General features: G+C 69.3%; 14 protein-coding genes and 1 pseudogene. 8 read left to right on the top strand and 7 right to left on the bottom strand.

Translation table 11 applies throughout. The features are described from left to right. Positions 1-279, top strand: a 279-nt coding sequence (locus GPJ59_RS22780) for a transposase (RefSeq protein ID WP_219669276.1), incomplete at its 5' end; no start/stop codon positions are given. 123 nt (positions 280-402) lie between these two features. Here GPJ59_RS22780 and GPJ59_RS22775 read toward each other — a convergent pair. Next, positions 403-1,065 (bottom strand): potassium channel family protein, encoded by a 663-nt coding sequence (locus GPJ59_RS22775; RefSeq protein WP_219669274.1) that lies wholly within the window; start codon positions 1,063-1,065, stop codon positions 403-405. After that, complete coding sequence (locus GPJ59_RS22770) at positions 1,062-1,730, bottom strand: potassium channel family protein (RefSeq protein WP_219669273.1); 669 nt, start codon at positions 1,728-1,730, stop codon at positions 1,062-1,064. Before GPJ59_RS22770 ends, GPJ59_RS22775 begins: the two co-directional genes overlap by 4 nt. A 152-nt stretch (positions 1,731-1,882) precedes the next feature. Between GPJ59_RS22770 and GPJ59_RS22765 the strand changes: the two genes are divergently transcribed. The 3 genes and pseudogenes from GPJ59_RS22765 (at position 1,883) to GPJ59_RS22755 (ending at position 7,537) form a co-directional block, all read left to right on the top strand. After that, positions 1,883-3,931: an APC family permease gene (locus tag GPJ59_RS22765; RefSeq protein WP_219669271.1), complete on the top strand. Its 2,049-nt coding sequence runs from the start codon at positions 1,883-1,885 to the stop codon at positions 3,929-3,931. Positions 3,932-4,079: 148 nt separating this feature from the next. Next, positions 4,080-5,435, top strand: coding sequence for a class I SAM-dependent RNA methyltransferase (locus GPJ59_RS22760; RefSeq protein WP_219669269.1), 1,356 nt, complete (start codon positions 4,080-4,082; stop codon positions 5,433-5,435). Between the two features lie 411 nt (positions 5,436-5,846). Next, a pseudogene (locus tag GPJ59_RS22755) lies at positions 5,847-7,537 on the top strand (ISAzo13 family transposase). On the opposite strand, the gene GPJ59_RS22745 reads toward GPJ59_RS22755, so the two are convergent. The 3 genes from GPJ59_RS22745 to GPJ59_RS22740 all read right to left on the bottom strand — a co-directional run bounded on the left by GPJ59_RS22745 (position 7,510) and on the right by GPJ59_RS22740 (position 9,636). Continuing rightward, positions 7,510-7,929, bottom strand: coding sequence for a LamG domain-containing protein (locus GPJ59_RS22745; protein WP_258024773.1), 420 nt, complete (start codon positions 7,927-7,929; stop codon positions 7,510-7,512). The pseudogene GPJ59_RS22755 and the gene GPJ59_RS22745 sit on opposite strands and share 28 nt — an antisense overlap. After that, complete coding sequence (locus tag GPJ59_RS37685) at positions 7,863-8,549, bottom strand: hypothetical protein (RefSeq protein WP_258024776.1); 687 nt, start codon at positions 8,547-8,549, stop codon at positions 7,863-7,865. The genes GPJ59_RS22745 and GPJ59_RS37685 overlap by 67 nt, the downstream gene beginning before the upstream one ends. A 157-nt stretch (positions 8,550-8,706) precedes the next feature. Further along, positions 8,707-9,636 (bottom strand): acyl-ACP desaturase, encoded by a 930-nt coding sequence (locus GPJ59_RS22740; RefSeq protein WP_219669251.1) that lies wholly within the window; start codon positions 9,634-9,636, stop codon positions 8,707-8,709. Between the two features lie 113 nt (positions 9,637-9,749). Between GPJ59_RS22740 and GPJ59_RS22735 the strand changes: the two genes are divergently transcribed. Next, positions 9,750-10,475: a flavoprotein gene (locus tag GPJ59_RS22735; protein ID WP_219669242.1), complete on the top strand. Its 726-nt coding sequence runs from the start codon at positions 9,750-9,752 to the stop codon at positions 10,473-10,475. Positions 10,476-10,605: 130 nt separating this feature from the next. Here GPJ59_RS22735 and GPJ59_RS22730 read toward each other — a convergent pair whose 3' ends face one another. Together GPJ59_RS22730 and GPJ59_RS22725 are read right to left on the bottom strand one after the other, a co-directional pair. After that, positions 10,606-10,821 carry an acyl carrier protein gene (locus GPJ59_RS22730; RefSeq protein ID WP_219669240.1) on the bottom strand — a complete coding sequence of 72 codons (216 nt, stop codon included), beginning with the start codon at positions 10,819-10,821 and terminating at the stop codon, positions 10,606-10,608. Beyond that, positions 10,818-11,564, bottom strand: coding sequence for a LuxR C-terminal-related transcriptional regulator (locus GPJ59_RS22725; protein ID WP_219669238.1), 747 nt, complete (start codon positions 11,562-11,564; stop codon positions 10,818-10,820). The genes GPJ59_RS22730 and GPJ59_RS22725 overlap by 4 nt, the downstream gene beginning before the upstream one ends. A 216-nt stretch (positions 11,565-11,780) precedes the next feature. On the opposite strand from GPJ59_RS22725, the gene GPJ59_RS22720 reads away from it, so the two are divergent. From GPJ59_RS22720 to GPJ59_RS22710, 3 genes are all read left to right on the top strand, one after another. Next, the gene (locus GPJ59_RS22720; protein WP_219669236.1) at positions 11,781-12,374 is read left to right on the top strand and encodes a hypothetical protein; all 594 of its coding nucleotides are present in this window, start codon (positions 11,781-11,783) and stop codon (positions 12,372-12,374) included. Positions 12,375-12,477: 103 nt separating this feature from the next. Then, entirely contained in the window at positions 12,478-15,120 is a 2,643-nt protein-coding gene (lanKC, locus tag GPJ59_RS22715; protein WP_219669234.1) for a class III lanthionine synthetase LanKC, read from the top strand. 77 nt (positions 15,121-15,197) lie between these two features. Continuing rightward, positions 15,198-15,287, top strand: coding sequence for a class III lanthipeptide (locus GPJ59_RS22710; protein ID WP_199838249.1), 90 nt, complete (start codon positions 15,198-15,200; stop codon positions 15,285-15,287). Positions 15,288-15,307: the final 20 nt, after the last annotated feature.

Here is a 15,307-nt window from a genome sequence, read left to right as displayed (position 1 = left end):
AAGGCGTACGACTCCCGCAGCAACCGCATCTACCTGCGCAGACGCGGTATCAAGGCCACCATTCCCGTGCCCGCGGACCGGGTCCGCAACCGCCTCAAGCGCGGTTCCCGCGGTGGGCGGCCGCCGAAGTTCGACAAGGACGACTACAAGCAGCGGCACGCCGTCGAGTGCGGGATCAACCGCCTCAAGCGCCACCGGGCCGTCGCCACGAGGTACGACAAGCTCGCGGTCCGCTACGAAGCAACCGTGCTGGTCGCAGCCATCAATGAATGGCTGTGACCAGCATTTTCACAACAGGCCCTAGGCGAGCAGCCGGGGCGACGCGGAAGGGGGCGGGGACCGGCATGGTCCCCGCCCCCTTCGCGTTGCCGTCGCACGTGCGCGTCGCCGTCGTACGTGCGGCTAGCGCCGGGCCTGGAGGAGTTCCTCCAGCTGCTCCTCGCGGGCCTGGGCGGCCACGAAGAGGAGCTCGTCGCCCGCCTCCAGGGTCTCCTCCGGGTGCGGGGTCAGGACCCGGTTGCCGCGGATGATGGTGACCAGTGAGGTGTCCTGCGGCCAGCTGATCTCGCTGATCTGCGTGCCCGCGACGGAGGACTCCGCCGGGAGCGTCAGCTCCACCAGGTTGGCGTCGCCGTGGCTGAAGCGCAGCAGGCGCACCAGGTCGCCGACGCTCACCGCCTCCTCGACCAGGGCCGACATCAGGCGCGGCGTGGAGACCGCGACGTCGACGCCCCAGGACTCGTTGAAGAGCCACTCGTTCTTCGGGTTGTTCACCCGGGCGACCACGCGCGGGACGCCGTACTCGGTCTTGGCCAGCAGCGAGACGACCAGGTTCACCTTGTCGTCGCCGGTGGCGGCGATGACCACGTTGCAGCGCTGCAGCGCCGCCTCGTCCAGCGAGGTGATCTCGCAGGCGTCGGCCAGCAGCCACTCGGCCTGCGGCACCCGCTCCACCGAGATGGCGGTCGGCGCCTTGTCCACGAGCAGCACCTCGTGGCCGTTCTCCAGGAGCTCACCCGCGATGGAACGTCCCACCGCGCCCGCTCCGGCGATCGCGACCCTCATGCGTGTGCCTCCTCGGGCCCCTCGGCGAAGGCCGCCTCGACCTTGTCGATCTCGTCCGTACGCATCATCACGTGGACGAGGTCGCCCTCCTGCAGGACCGTCTGCGACGTCGGCAGCATGGCCTCGCCCAGCCGGGTGAGGAAGGCGACGCGGACGCCGGTCTCGTCCTGGATCCGGCTCACCTTGTGGCCGATCCAGGCCGGGGAGGCGTGCACCTCGGCGAGCTGCACCGCGCCGCTCGGGTCGCGCCACAGCGGCTCCGCCCCCGAGGGCAGCAGCCGGCGCAGCATCTGGTCCGCGGTCCACCGGACGGTGGCGACCGTCGGGATGCCCAGGCGCTGGTAGACCTCGGCGCGGCGGGGGTCGTAGATCCGGGCGGCGACGTTCTCGACGCCGAACGTCTCGCGCGCCACGCGGGCGGCGATGATGTTGGAATTGTCACCACTGCTGACGGCGGCGAAGGCGCCCGCCTCCTCGATGCCGGCCTCGCGCAGGGTGTCCTGGTCGAAGCCGACACCGGTGACGCGGCGCCCGCCGAACCCCGCTCCGAGCCGACGGAACGCGGTGGGGTCCTGGTCGACGACGGCGACCGTATGCCCCTGCTGCTCCAAGGTCTGCGCAAGGGCGGAGCCCACCCTTCCGCAGCCCATAATGACGATATGCACGGCCGTCCTTCCGGCTGTCGGCGGCTGTATCGATTCCAGCCTCGTTCATGCTCAGGCTTAACAGGGTCTCAGACCGCCTCCCACGCTACACACGGGGCGTCGTGCGTCATGCCGATTTCGAACGCCCAACGCCAGCCCGTACGATCCTGTCCGTGTCCAAACTGACCGACGTGCCCAAACGGATCCTGATCGGCAGGGCGCTGCGCAGCGACCGCCTCGGGGAGACGCTCCTCCCCAAGCGGATCGCCCTCCCCGTCTTCGCCTCCGACCCCCTCTCCTCCGTGGCATATGCCCCCGGCGAGGTCCTCCTGGTCCTGTCGATCGCGGGCGTCTCGGCGTACCAGTACAGCCCCTGGATCGCCGCCGCCGTCGTGGTCCTGATGTTCACGGTGGTCGCCTCCTACCGGCAGAACGTGCACGCCTACCCGAGCGGCGGCGGCGACTACGAGGTCGCCAACACCAACCTGGGCCCCAAGGCCGGCCTCACCGTCGCCAGCGCCCTGCTCGTCGACTACGTCCTGACCGTCGCCGTGTCCATCTCCTCCGGTGTGGAGAACCTCGGCTCCGCGGTGGACTTCGTCATCGAGCACAAGGTCCTCAGCGCAATCGTCATGATCCTTCTCCTGACGCTGATGAATCTGCGCGGGGTGAAGGAATCCGGAAACCTCTTCGCGATTCCGACGTACGTCTTCGTCGCCGGCGTCTTCATCATGATCCTCTGGGGCGCCTGGAAGGGCATCGTCCTCGGCGAGACCATGCAGGCCCCCACCGCCGACCTGGAGATCAAGGCGGAGCACGCGGGTATCGCCGGCTTCGCGCTGGTCTTCCTGCTGCTGCGCGCCTTCTCCTCCGGCTGTGCGGCGCTCACCGGCGTCGAGGCCATCAGCAACGGCGTACCCGCCTTCCGCAAGCCCAAGAGCAAGAACGCGGCCACCACGCTGCTGCTGATGGGCGCCCTGGCCGTGGTGATGTTCTGCGGCATCATCGCCCTGGCCATGGCCACCGACGTGCGGATGGCCGAGAACCCCGCCGCCGACCTGCTGCGCGACGGGGTCCCGGTCGGCGAGAGCTACGTCCAGAACCCGGTGATCTCCCAGGTCGCCGAGGCCGTCTTCGGCAGCGGCAGCTTCTTCTTCGTGCTGCTCGCCGCGGCCACCGCCCTGGTGCTGTTCCTCGCCGCCAACACGGCGTACAACGGCTTCCCGCTGCTCGGCTCGATCCTCGCCCAGGACCGCTACCTGCCGCGCCAGCTGCACACGCGCGGCGACCGGCTCGCCTTCTCCAACGGCATCGTGCTCCTCGCGGGCGCCGCCATCCTGCTGGTGTGGGTCTACGACGCCGACTCCACCAAGCTGATCCAGCTCTACATCGTCGGCGTCTTCGTCTCCTTCACCCTCAGCCAGGTCGGCATGGTCCGGCACTGGAACCGGCACCTGAAGACCGAGAAGGACACCGCGGCGCGCCGCCGGATGTTCCGCTCCCGCGCGATCAACGCCTTCGGCGCCACCTTCACCGGGCTGGTGCTGGTCGTCGTCCTCGCCACCAAGTTCACGCACGGCGCGTGGGTCGCCCTGCTCGGCATGGTGATCTTCTACGGGACCATGAGCGCGATCCGCCGGCATTACGACAACGTCTCCCGCGAGATCGCCGCCGCGGAGGAGCGGCCCGACGAGTACGTGCGCCCCTCGCGCGTGCACTCCGTCGTCCTGGTCTCCAAGCTCCACAAGCCCACCCTGCGGGCCCTGGCCTACGCCAAGCTGCTGCACGCCAACCAGCTGGAGGCGCTCAGCGTCAGCGTCGACGCGGCCGAGACCAAGGCCCTGAAGGCGGAGTGGGAGCGGCGGAACATCGACGTACCGCTGAAGATCCTCGACTCGCCGTTCCGCGAGGTCACCCGCCCGGTCGTCGAGTACGTCAAGGGCCTGCGCTCCGAGAACCCGCGCGACGCCGTCAGCGTCTACATCCCCGAGTACGTCGTCGGCCACTGGTACGAGCACCTCCTGCACAACCAGAGCGCGCTGCGCCTGAAGGGCCGGCTGCTCTTCACGCCCGGCGTGATGGTCACCTCGGTGCCGTACCAGCTCGCCTCCTCCGAAGCGGCCAAGAAGCGGGCGAAGAAGCGCCAGGACTGGAACGCCCCCGGCTCGGTCCGCCGCGGCCCGGTGGACACGCGCCGCAAGGAGCCGACCGGCAAGGCGTGAGCCGCGCCCTGCCCGAGGCGGCCGCGGATGATCGCATGAACGGCCGGGTGCCGAACCCACGTAGACTGGTGGGTCGGCCCCGGCCGCACGTCTTCGCCACTTCCCAGCACTTTCGACACTTCCCAGCACTATGGAGAGCCACCCCACCATGACCCCGCAGCACCAGAAGCAGTCACCGGCCGGCGGGGAGCAGCAGTCACTGGTCGGGGAGGAGTACGAGGTCGAGGTCGGCCCCGTCGCCCACGGCGGCCACTGCATCGCCCGCACCGCCGACGGCCGCGTCCTGTTCGTCCGCCACACCCTCCCCGGCGAGAAGGTGATCGCCAAGGTCACCGAGGGCGAGGCGGACTCCCGCTTCCTGCGCGCCGACGCGATCACGGTCCTGGAGGCCTCCAAGGACCGGGTCGAGGCCCCCTGCCCGTACGCCGGCCCCGGCAAGTGCGGCGGCTGCGACTGGCAGCACGCCAAGCCCGGTGCGCAGCGCCGGCTCAAGGGCGAGGTCGTCGCCGAGCAGCTCCAGCGGCTCGCCGGGCTGACCCCGGAGCAGGCCGGCTGGGACGGCACCGTCGTACCGGCCGAGGGCGACAAGCTGCCGGCCGGCCAGGTGCCGCAGTGGCGCACCCGCGTCCAGTACGCGATCGACGAGGACGGCCACGCGGGCCTGCGCAAGCACCGTTCGCACGAGGTGCAGGTCATCGACCACTGCATGATCGCCGCCCCGGGCGTCACGGAGCTCGGCATCGAGAAGCGCGAGTGGCCGGCCATGGCCTCGGTGGAGGCCATCGCGGCTTCGGGCTCCCAGGACCGCCAGGTGGTCCTCACCCCCCGCCCCGGCGGCCGCCTCCCGCTCGTCGAGCTCGACAAGCCGGTCTCGGTCCTGCGCGTGGAGGAGAAGGACGGCGGCGTCCACCGCGTCCACGGCCGCCCCTTCGTCCGCGAGCGCTCCGACGGCCGCACCTACCGGGTCGGCATGGGCGGCTTCTGGCAGGTCCACCCGCAGGCCGCCGACACCCTGGTCAAGGCCGTCATGCAGGGCCTGATGCCGCGCAAGGGCGAGATGGCCCTCGACCTCTACTGCGGCGTCGGCATCTTCGCCGGAGCCCTGGCCGAGCGCCTGGGCGAGACGGGCGCCGTCCTCGGCATCGAATCCGGCAAGCGCGCCGTCGAGGACGCCCGCCACAACCTGGCCGACTTCCCGCGCGTCCGCATCGAACAGGGCAAGGTCGAACAGGTCCTCCCGCGCACCCGCATCACCGAGTGCGACCTGATCGTCCTGGACCCCCCGCGCGCCGGCGCCGGCAAGCAGACGGTCCGCCACCTGGCCTCCCTCCACGCCCGCCGCATCGCCTACGTGGCCTGCGACCCGGCAGCCCTGGCCCGCGACCTCTCCTACTTCCGCGACCACGGCTACCGCGTCCGCACCCTCCGCGCCTTCGACCTCTTCCCGATGACGCACCACGTGGAGTGCGTGGCGATCCTTGAGCCTGTCGAGAAGGGCTTCTGACCTGCTGTTTCGTCAAGTGTGCGTTATGTGCGGTACGTGCGTTACGGGCGATATCTTGACGCTGAAATGACGCTCGTGACGCTCATTTGACGCTCGCCAGACACATTTCCTGATGGGTTGTCACGGGCGAAAGGTCGCCTCTTGAGCCCGGTATTTCGGCGCGGACCAAGAGGTGGCTTTCCGTGTGGTTGGACGGTCCGTGCTCGCCCTGTGGGCGCGATGACTGACTCCCGCTCGGCGATCACGTTCCGTAGCTGCCTGTGAAGGGTCGGCAAGGCGCCCGGAGCCCGCCGCGCCCTTCAGCCGCCGGCGGTTGAAGGCGGCGTCACGGCCGTGGATGTACCAGCGGGCCCCTTAGGGCTCGCAGAGAATCAACGTGTTGCTTCCGGCGATTCGGCTCGTTGATGTGGTATGCGCATATCGCAAGAGTCTCGTGACCAACTCGCCGTGAGATTCGCGGTGTTGTTCCCGCATCTGGATGAGCGTCAGCGGCGTCTACTGATAGGGGCCGAGGCCCGGATCCTGGGACATGGCGGGATCCGGGCCGTCGGGCAGGCGGCCGGAATGAGCGAGACCACCGTCCGCAAGGGTGCGGACGAGTTGGAAGGGGGTGCGGAGCCGCTGGGCCGGGTCCGTCGTCCCGGCGGCGGCCGCAAGAGAGCCGTCGAGGTGGATCCTGGGCTGCGCCCGCACTGCTGTCGCTGGTCGAGCCGGACATGCGCGGGGACCCGATGTCGCCGCTGCGCTGGACGGTGAAGTCGACGCGCAAACTCGCTGGCGAACTCACCCGGCAAGGCCACCGCGTCTCGGCGGACACGGTCGGCGACCTGCTGCGCGAGGAAGGCTTCAGCCTGCAGGCCAACGCCAAGACCATCGAGGGCGCACAGCACCCGGACCGGGACGCCCAGTTCCGCTATATCAACGAGCAGGCCCGCGATCACATGGACGCGGGAGACCCGGTGATCAGCGTGGACACCAAGAAGAAAGAACTGGTCGGGCAGTACAAGAACGCCGGACATGAGTGGAAGCCGCAGGGCGAGCCGGTCCAGGTCAAGACGCACGACTTCCTGGACCGCCAGGGGCCGGGCAAGGCGATCCCGTACGGAATCTACGACACCACCGCGAACACCGGCTGGGTCAGCGTCGGCACCGACCACGACACCGCCGCCTTCGCGGCCGCCTCCATCCGCCGCTGGTGGCGGGCCCAGGGGCAGGACAGTTACCCCACGGCCACCCGACTGCTGATCACCGCCGACGCGGGCGGCTCCAACCCGCGCCTGGAAGACCGAACTCGCAGCCCTGGCCGCGGAAACCGGCCTGGACATCACCGTATGTCACCTACCACCAGGAACTTCGAAATCGAACAAGGTCGAACACCGGCTGTTCTCCCACATCTCCATGAACTGGCGCGGCAGGCCCCTGACCAGCCATGAAGTCATCGTGAACAGCATCGCGGCGACACCACTCGCACCGGACTGAGAGTCCGCGCCGAACTCGACACCAACCCCTACCCCACCGGCGTGAAGGTCGACGACGCCCAAGTCGACGCGCTGGCGATGAGCCGACACCGCTTCCACGGCGACTAGAACTACACGCTCCATCCCGTACACACTCTCCCACCCCGGCCCCCGGCCGAGAGCGGCGGGGAAACGCCCACACCGCCGGCCGGTGAACCAGCTCGCCCTCATGCCGCCTCGCTCCGCGATCCCGAACTGACCGGTATGACACGCGGGCAACTGGACGCCCTGGTCAACGAGCTGACCCCGGCCCTGGCAGAGCTGCGCGAGCAGGTCCGCTGCACACGGCGTGGCACCGAGCGCCGCCGAGCCCGCGGCGCGGGTGCCAAGGACAAGCTCGCCCCGCCCGACCGGATCCTGGCCACCGTGCTCTACCTGCGCAAACTCGGTACCCAAGAACTCCTCGGCGAGCTCTTCTACGTGGACAGGAGCACCATCACCAACGCAGTCGCCGAGGTCCGCCCGCTCCTGGACCAGCACGGACGCCACATCACCGCGTCCACTGCACGCTTCCGCACTCCCGCAGACGTAAGCGCCTTCCTCGCCCCCGCTTCCACTCAGCCGAAGATCAAACCAGTGTGTTGATTCTCTGCGAGCCCTAAGCGCTCCGTGAGCTCGCCTGTCATGTGGCGGCCGATCTGCAGGGCGCCGTACGACTTCCAGGTGGAGCGGCGGACCATCTCGCCCTTGAGCTCGCTGTTGACGTACAGCTGCAGCTTGCCGGCGGTGCCGTCGTAGAGACCGGTGAGCAGGACCCACTGGTCGGCGGTCACGGTGGCGTCGGCCAGGGCCTTCCACTCGCCGAGCGTCTCCACGTCGCCAACGGGGATGGTGAACTTCCACTTCTTGGCCGCGGCGTCGTAGCCGAGGACGAAGCCGGGCTCGCCGGTGCCGTCCTGGCTGACCATCGTCATGTCGCGGCTGAGGTCGGTCGGGCGGACCCAGGCACTGACGGTGAAACCGACGGTGGTGTCCAGGACGGTGCTGCCCGCATCGATCCAGCTGTCGCCGTGCCGTCGAAGTGAGCGCCGGAGTCGATCTTTCCGCCGGGGCCCGGGACGCCGAGAGTGACGCCGGTGCCGTAGGCGGCGGGGTACTTGCCCTGCTCGTCCTTGGCCGCGGCGCTGCCGGGCGCATCGGCGAGATTCCACTGCGCCGCGGCCGCCGCGCCCCCGGCGACGTAGAACGTGTAGCGGGCCGTGGCGCTGGGGTGAGCGGCACGGTCGACCGCTGTGACGTCGACCCAGTGCGGCCCAGACCGGGTGGGCGTCCAGTTCATGGACGCCGCCCCGCCGCCCGTGGAGTTGGCTACCTCCGCGACGGGCTCGCCGTCGAAGGAGTATCGGTACTTGACCACGTCCCCGTCAGGCACGGAGTCATTCGGGTTGGGCGAGAAGGTGAAGTTACCGGCCAAGCCGACACCGTCGTGGTAGGTGTTGTCGGCCAGGTACCGCGAGGAGAACACCTCCGGCTTGCCCGGGAAGGACTTGTCGTACATGAACTCACACCGGGTGCTGCTCCACGGACCCCAGCCATCGCCGTCGTGTGCGACGACGCTCCAGTAGATCACCGTGTTCTCCGGGATGTCCGAACGCACGGCGTGCCCCGCACGCGCGCTCCGGTTGAGCGCGGCATCGCTCGCCTGAAGTCATGGGGGATCTTCCGCCACGCGCGCTGCAGCCCGACTCGAATGACATCAATCGCCCGAGCCGTCCTCGCCGTGGGCCTTGATGACCGCCGACCCGTCAGCCGCGTCAGGCGTGAGCCGTGCGGCGGGTGAGGATGGCGGCACGGCGGTCTTCGAAGGCCCGAGCCTGCTCCGCCGCCGCAGCCAGGAAGGTGCCGAGTTCGTCCTGGTCCCGGCGGCCCTGCGGGCCGAGATCCGTGCGGTACAGGACGTTCAGCTTGCGCAGCAGCGGCTGGACGACCTCCTCGAGGTGGATGTGGAGGTTGTAGATGCCGTCGAGCGCCATGTTCGCCGAGGCCCGCTCGAATCCCGGCATTCCCCTGCCAGGCATGTGGAACCCGATCACGACGTCCTTGAGTGCCTGCATGGCCTGATCGGGGGAAAGGGAGAATGAAGCGTCGAGCACGTTGCGGTAGAACACCATGTGGAGGTTCTCGTCCATCGCGACGCGGGCCAGAATGCGATCGCATACCGGGTCTTCCGCGAGCTGTCCGGTATTCCGGTGGGAGACCCGCGTGGCCAGTTCCTGGATCGTCACATAGGCGATGGAGTCCAGTACGCCGCCCTCGTCGCCCCGGGATTGGTGCGACATGTGCTGCATGCGGGCCCTCTCCAGGGCGACCGGGTCGACGGCACGCGAGGCCAGCAGGTAGTCGCGGATGACGATGGAATGGCGGGCCTCCTCCGCGGTCCAGCGGTGCAGCCACTCGCCCCACACGTTGTCCCGGCCCAGAGCTGCCGCCAACTCGTGGTGGTAGGAAGGGAGGTTGTCCTCCGTCAGCAGGTTCACCACCAAGGCGGTGCGGCTCGCGCGGGAGACGGGGGAGTCCTCGGGAGACCAGACCGAGCCGGCCAGCGGGCCGTCGTAGTCCCGACCGCGGCTCCAGGGCACGTATTCGTGCGGAAACCACTCCCGAGCCGAGGCGAGATGCCGGTTCAATTCCCTCTCCACCACTTCTTCGAGTGAATCGAGAATGCCGGAATCCGGAATGTGCATGTGCCCTCTCCTGCGCGCTTCAGAGCCTGGGATATGCAGGCTAGGGGAACCCGGCCCTGCTGGGCAAGGTTTCCGCTGTCATTCGAAAGGTGACGCGAAGATACCCTTCCCGGATGATTTCCGCACGCTCCGCACGTGATCGAGTGGAATTTGATTTCTGTTCGCTCGAAAAAGTTCGGAAAGGCCTCATGGTGACGATGCAGGACGCAGCCCCAGCCGACGGAGAACGGGCTGCCCGCAGTGCCGGCGCGGCAGAGCGCGGGCGGCCCGAGATCACGCTGCCCCGCGGTCGGGTGCTCCTGGTGGGGACGGGCGCCTTCGGGGTCACCGGCCTGCCGAGCTGGGCCCTGCTCATGCGCATGTGGTATGGCTGGTCGCTGCGTGCCGGGCTGACGCACTCTGCTGCCGCGCTGGTATCCCGCGACGCCCTGGCCGCCGCCACGCAGGCCCCCGTAGAGGGCCCGGAGTGGCGGACGTCCATGGGCGTGGTGCCCCACCTCGAACTTGCCGAGTGGCCCGACCTCGTCATCGTCGCGCCGGCGACGACGGCCTTCATCGCCAAGTGTGCACTGGGCATGCCGGACAGCCTGGTGCTGAGCGCCGTACTCGCCACGCGCGCCCCGGTGGTCATCGCGCCCAGCATCCCGGAGAGCACTCTGGAGCGGCCTGCCGTGCGGCGCAATCTGGAGGCCCTTCAGGAAGATGGCTTCCATGTCGTGCCCCCGCGGCCCGGCGTCTCCGCCCACAAGGGAGGCGAGATCGCCTCGGGCATGCCGGACCTCGTCACCACCTTGCGCTTCGCGCAGCACGTCCTCGAACGGAGTCCGGCGCAAGGGTGAGCCGCCGCACCACGGTCGCGCGGGTTCCGCCCCCTGGGCCCGCGCCGCCGACGGAGAGGCGAAGGCGCCGGTGGCCGGAGTGGTCTGCTCCGGACACCGGCGCCTTCGCGCGAGTGCTGCTGGGCGGTCGTCAGCCCTGGGCGCGCTTGATGATGTCGACGAGGTTGCCGACGGTCTGGATGGAGCCGTACTCGTCGTCGGGGATGTTCACGCCGAACTGGTCCTCGATGGCGGCGCTGAGCTCGACCATCAGCAGGGAGTCGACATCAAGGTCGTCCCGGAAGTGGCTGTCGCGGGAGACGGTGTCGGCCGGCACTTCGGCGATTTCCTCGAGCAGGGCCGTCACGGCCTCGTACACCTTCTCAGTAGCGGTAATGCTGGACACGTCGGACTGTTTCCCCTCTGTTTCGGTACAACTGACCTGGTGTCAGTCGTGGAGTGTGCGAAGAGGCTACGCACGGCAAGTGCGGCTTCTACTCTGCTGCGCATTCCCAATTTGTTGAGCGTGCGACTGACGTGCGTCTTAACGGTGTTCTCGGACACGGCGAGACGTGAGGCGATCTGCTGATTCGACAGCCCTTGGCTGACGTATTCCATCACCTCGAGCTCGCGCGAGGTCAATTCGCTTCTGAGGCGCCCCTCGTCCATGCGCTCGCCGGTGGAAATGTTGTGGTCGGCAACAGATTCCACCAGTGTACGCACGGCGGCCGGATCGATGAATCCGTTTCCAGAGATTATCTGTTGGGCGGCATGGATCAATTCATCGGCGGTCGCGCTACTGTACAACCAGCCGACGGCTCCGGAGCCCAGCAGCCGGAGCGCATCGCGATCTCGGCCCTCTTCGGTGAGCATCAGAACATCGGCGTGGCTCTGCTGTTTTATCGCCCGGATCACGGCCGCCCGTTCCGCCGTCCTCCCGTTTGCCTCCATGATGACGAGTGCGGGCTGGATGGTCTCCGCGGCGCGTACAGCCTGGTCGGCGTCCGCAGCCTCCACCACTGCCTCTGTTTCCGGCCACCGTTGAAGGATCTGCAAGAGCGCTGCCCGTACGAGGTCTTCCTCGTGGAAGACTACTAACTTGACGGCCATGACATGTCCCCCTTACTGCGGACGCCCCCAGTCGCGAGGCGTCGCCATCTTGCACGCAGATCGTCGCAGGTGGGAGCGGGAGTACCAAACTCGGGGGTAGGTATAGGGTTGGTCAACTAAAGGACTACCGGAAGTACTTACCAAGGTGGAGGACGCCGGTACGAGCCAAGCCGCAGACTGGGTTCTGCCGGCGGGAAAGCGCAGCACTCCAGCCAGGTGGAAAGAAACAGGCCAAGAGGTGAACGAGCCATTCTGTATCTGATCATTGCTTGTGACGTCTTCTTCTGGGTCCTGTTGGCGGCCGGGCTGGGCGCCCGCTACATCAAGGGCTGGAAGCGGCTCGGTGGCGGCATTCTGCTCTGCGTGCCCCTGCTCGACATCGTTCTGCTGGGCGCCACGGTCATCAGCCTGAAGGACGGTATGGAAGTCGGTATCTGGCACGGGCTCTCCGCCGCCTATCTGGGGTTCACCGTCGCTTTCGGGCACGACACCCTGTGCTGGGCGGACGCCAAGTTCGGGCGGCGCTTCGGTGGGATCCCCGAACAGCCACGGCCGGTCCTCTACGGGCGGGCCCGCGTCCTGCGGGAATGGCGTTCATGGCTGCGATTCCTCCTGGCCTATGCGGTGGGTTGCGCACTGCTGCTCGGCATGACGTGGTTCGTCGGGGGTGTCGAACGCGGGGCGCCCCTCCTCGCGTGGTTGAACCCGTTGACCAAGATCCTCATCTACAGCCTCGTCTGGCCGGTCATCGTGACGATCCGGCCGGGTCAGGCCCCGGAAGAGGAAACGTCGCGCGCCGGCGGGCAGTAACAGCGTGATCCACCTTCGCGCGTTCCTTCACCACCGCACCCGACCCTTCCTTCCCGTGCCCGGCCCATGAATTCGGTTCACCCTGTTCGGAATTAGGTAGACGATGATTGAACAGCGCCATCTGTACGGGTGGGCGGACCCTGTGTTCTACGAATCGCCCGGTGAAACACGTGCCGGCGGACGGGAGTTCACTGCGGCCGTCCGCGACCTCCCGCAGGGCTGGACCCGTACGCGACGGGGTGTTTGGACGGTCCTGCGGCCGCCGGCCGGGTCCCTTCCTGACCAGGGCTGGAAGATCCACGTCTCGGCTGTCCGGGAGGACGCCGACGACACCGTCACCGCAGTCTCCGACTACTGCACCGCGCACGGCCTCGCCCACAAGTTCCTCGGCGATGCCGACCTGTACGAGCTGTTCAATGCCAAGTACATGCCGCGACAGGGCAGCGGCAAGCTCATCACCGTCTACCCGTCCGACGAGGCGGAGCTGGAGCGGACCCTCCACGGCCTCGACGCCGTGCTGGGAGGCCGGTCCGGCCCCCACGTGCTCACCGACCTCCGCTGGAACGCGGGCCCCCTGCACGTCCGTTACGGCGCGTTCCGCGAGCAGTACCTCGTCGACGAGCGCGGCCACCGGGTCCCCGCCGTGGCCCGCCCCGACGGCACCCTCGTACCCGACGAGCGCAAGCCGGGCCGGTACGCCCCCGACTGGGTGGACGTGCCCGCCTTCCTGACCGAGCGCAAGCCGGCGTCCGGGGAAGGGCTGCGCGCGTACGGCTACTACGTGCTGCGGGCCCTGCACTTCTCCAACGGCGGCGGCGTCTACCTCGCCGAGCGCATGTCGGACGGTCACCAGCTCGTCCTCAAGGAGGCGCGCCCCGGCGCCGGCCTGGACTCCCGGGGCCGCGACGCGGTCGCCCGGCTGGAGCGCGAGGGCTGGGCCCTGGAGCGCCTCGCGGACGTCGAGGGCGTACCCCGGCTGTACGACCGGTTCACCGTCGGGGGCCACCACTTCCTCGCGATGGAGTACGTCGGCGGCGAGATGCTGTGGCTCTGGCTCGCCACCTACCACCCGCTGCTGTTCTCCGGTTCGGGGCAGGCCGAGGAGGCCGCGTACGTGGACCGCGCCATGGCACTGGCGGACCGGGTGGAGCAGCTCGTCGACGCCCTGCACGCACGGGGCGTGGTCTTCGGGGACCTGCACCCCGGCAACATCCTCGTCGCCGAGGACGGGCGCATTTCCCTCATCGACTTCGAGGCCGCCTTCGCGGCGGACGAGCCTGAGGGCCGCTCCGCCCTCGGGGCCCAGGGTTTCCTGGCGCCGGACGGCATCCACGGACCCGCGGTGGACCACTACGCGCTCGCCGCGCTCCGGGCCTGGTTCCTGCTCCCGCTCAACCGGCTCGCCGCGCTGTCGCCGGGCAGGGAGCTGGACTGGGTCGCCGCGGCCGGGCGGCGCTTCGGGCACCTGCTCGCCCCCGGCGTACTCGACCGGATCACCGCACGCCTGACCCCGCCGCGTCCCTCGGACGCGGCCGGCGCGCGACCGGTACCGCCACGGCGGGCCGAGCTGCGCCGCCGCCGGGAGGAGCTCCTCGGTCGGCCCTGCGAGGTGGATCTGGGCGGCCCGGACACCGACTGGGACGCGGTGCGCCGTTCCCTGGCGACGGGCATCCTGGCCACCGCCACGCCGCACCGGCAGGACCGCCTCTTCCCTGGGGACTCCGAGCAGTTCACCGCGGACGGAGCCTGCTTCGCCCACGGCGCCGCCGGCGTGCTCTGGGCTCTCGACGCGGCGGGGCAGGGACGTTTCCCGCAGCACGAGGAATGGCTGCTCGACCAGGTCCGGCGCGGTCTCCACCCCGTGCCCGGGTTCTACACCGGCCTCCACGGAACGGCCCACGTCCTCGCCGGGTTCGGCCATGACAAGGAGGCCCTGGAGCTCGTGGAGCAGGCCGACGCGAACGTCGACCGGCTCCGCGACCCGGGACTCTTCCGGGGGATGGCCGGAGTCGGACTCAATCTCGTCTCGCTGGCCAGGCACTACGGCGACGACCGCCTGCTCGGTCGCGCCGCCGCCCTGGCCGAGCGGGTCATGGCCCTCATCGACGACCCGACGCTGCCGGGTGCGCCCGGGACCGCCCAGGCGGGGCTGATGCGCGGATGGTCGGGCCCGGCGCTGTTCCTGCTGCGGCTGTACGAGGCGACCGGCGACGAGCGCCACCTCGACCGCGCGGTCCGTGCGGTCGGGCTGGACCTGGCCGGATGCGTGCCGCAGAGCAACGGCAGCCTCCAGGTGGCGGACCGGGGCATCCGCACTCTCGCCTACCTCGATGTCGGCAGCGGCGGCATCGCCCTCGTCGCCGACGAACTGCTGGAGCACCGGGACGATCCGGCCCTCGCCGATGCCGTCTCCGGCATCCGGCACGCCTGCCAGGCGGAGTTCGTCGTCGAGCCCCACCTGCTGAACGGCCGCTCGGGCCTGATGGCCGTCGTCTCCCGGCTGGCCCACCGCGACGCGAAGGGCGGGGCGAGGGCTGCGGTGGAGCTGCACCTGGAGCGCCTGGCCTGGCACGCGCTCTCCTACCGGGGGCACCTGGCGTTCGCCGGCGAGCAGTCGTACCGGCTGTCGTCGGACCTCGCGACCGGCGCCGCGGGCGTCCTGCTCGGGATCACCGCGGCCATCGACGGCACCGCCCCGTTCCTGCCGTTCTTCGGCCCCCGCCCGGTCCCGGCCGCGGGCCGCTGAGCCGAGCGCCCGACCCAGACGTGGTCCCGCCGACCCGGCGGGGTCTACCCGTCGACCCGTGAAAGGAGGTGAACACCATGGAGTCCATCCTCGACCTGCAGGAGCTGGAGACCTCTCAGGAGGAGTCCGCCCTGATGGCGGCCAGCACGGTCAGCAACAACTGCTGAACCGTTCCCCGGCAGTACCC

Source organism: Streptomyces bambusae (assembly GCF_019400985.1).
In the GTDB taxonomy this organism is placed as follows: domain Bacteria; phylum Actinomycetota; class Actinomycetes; order Streptomycetales; family Streptomycetaceae; genus Streptomyces; species Streptomyces bambusae_A.
Note: the sequence above shows the minus strand (reverse complement) of the source record. Positions and strands in the feature narration are given on the sequence as shown.

Excerpts from the sequence above, each read along its gene's own strand:
- GPJ59_RS22735 (WP_219669242.1), top strand. The coding sequence starts at position 9,750 with ATGATTTCCGCACGCTCCGCACGTGATCGAGTGGAATTTGATTTCTGT.
- GPJ59_RS22740 (WP_219669251.1), bottom strand. The coding sequence starts at position 9,636 with ATGCACATTCCGGATTCCGGCATTCTCGATTCACTCGAAGAAGTGGTG.
- GPJ59_RS22760 (WP_219669269.1), top strand. The coding sequence starts at position 4,080 with ATGACCCCGCAGCACCAGAAGCAGTCACCGGCCGGCGGGGAGCAGCAG.
- lanKC (WP_219669234.1), top strand. The coding sequence starts at position 12,478 with ATGATTGAACAGCGCCATCTGTACGGGTGGGCGGACCCTGTGTTCTAC.
- GPJ59_RS22775 (WP_219669274.1), bottom strand. The coding sequence starts at position 1,065 with ATGAGGGTCGCGATCGCCGGAGCGGGCGCGGTGGGACGTTCCATCGCG.
- GPJ59_RS22725 (WP_219669238.1), bottom strand. The coding sequence starts at position 11,564 with ATGGCCGTCAAGTTAGTAGTCTTCCACGAGGAAGACCTCGTACGGGCA.
- GPJ59_RS22710 (WP_199838249.1), top strand. The coding sequence starts at position 15,198 with ATGGAGTCCATCCTCGACCTGCAGGAGCTGGAGACCTCTCAGGAGGAG.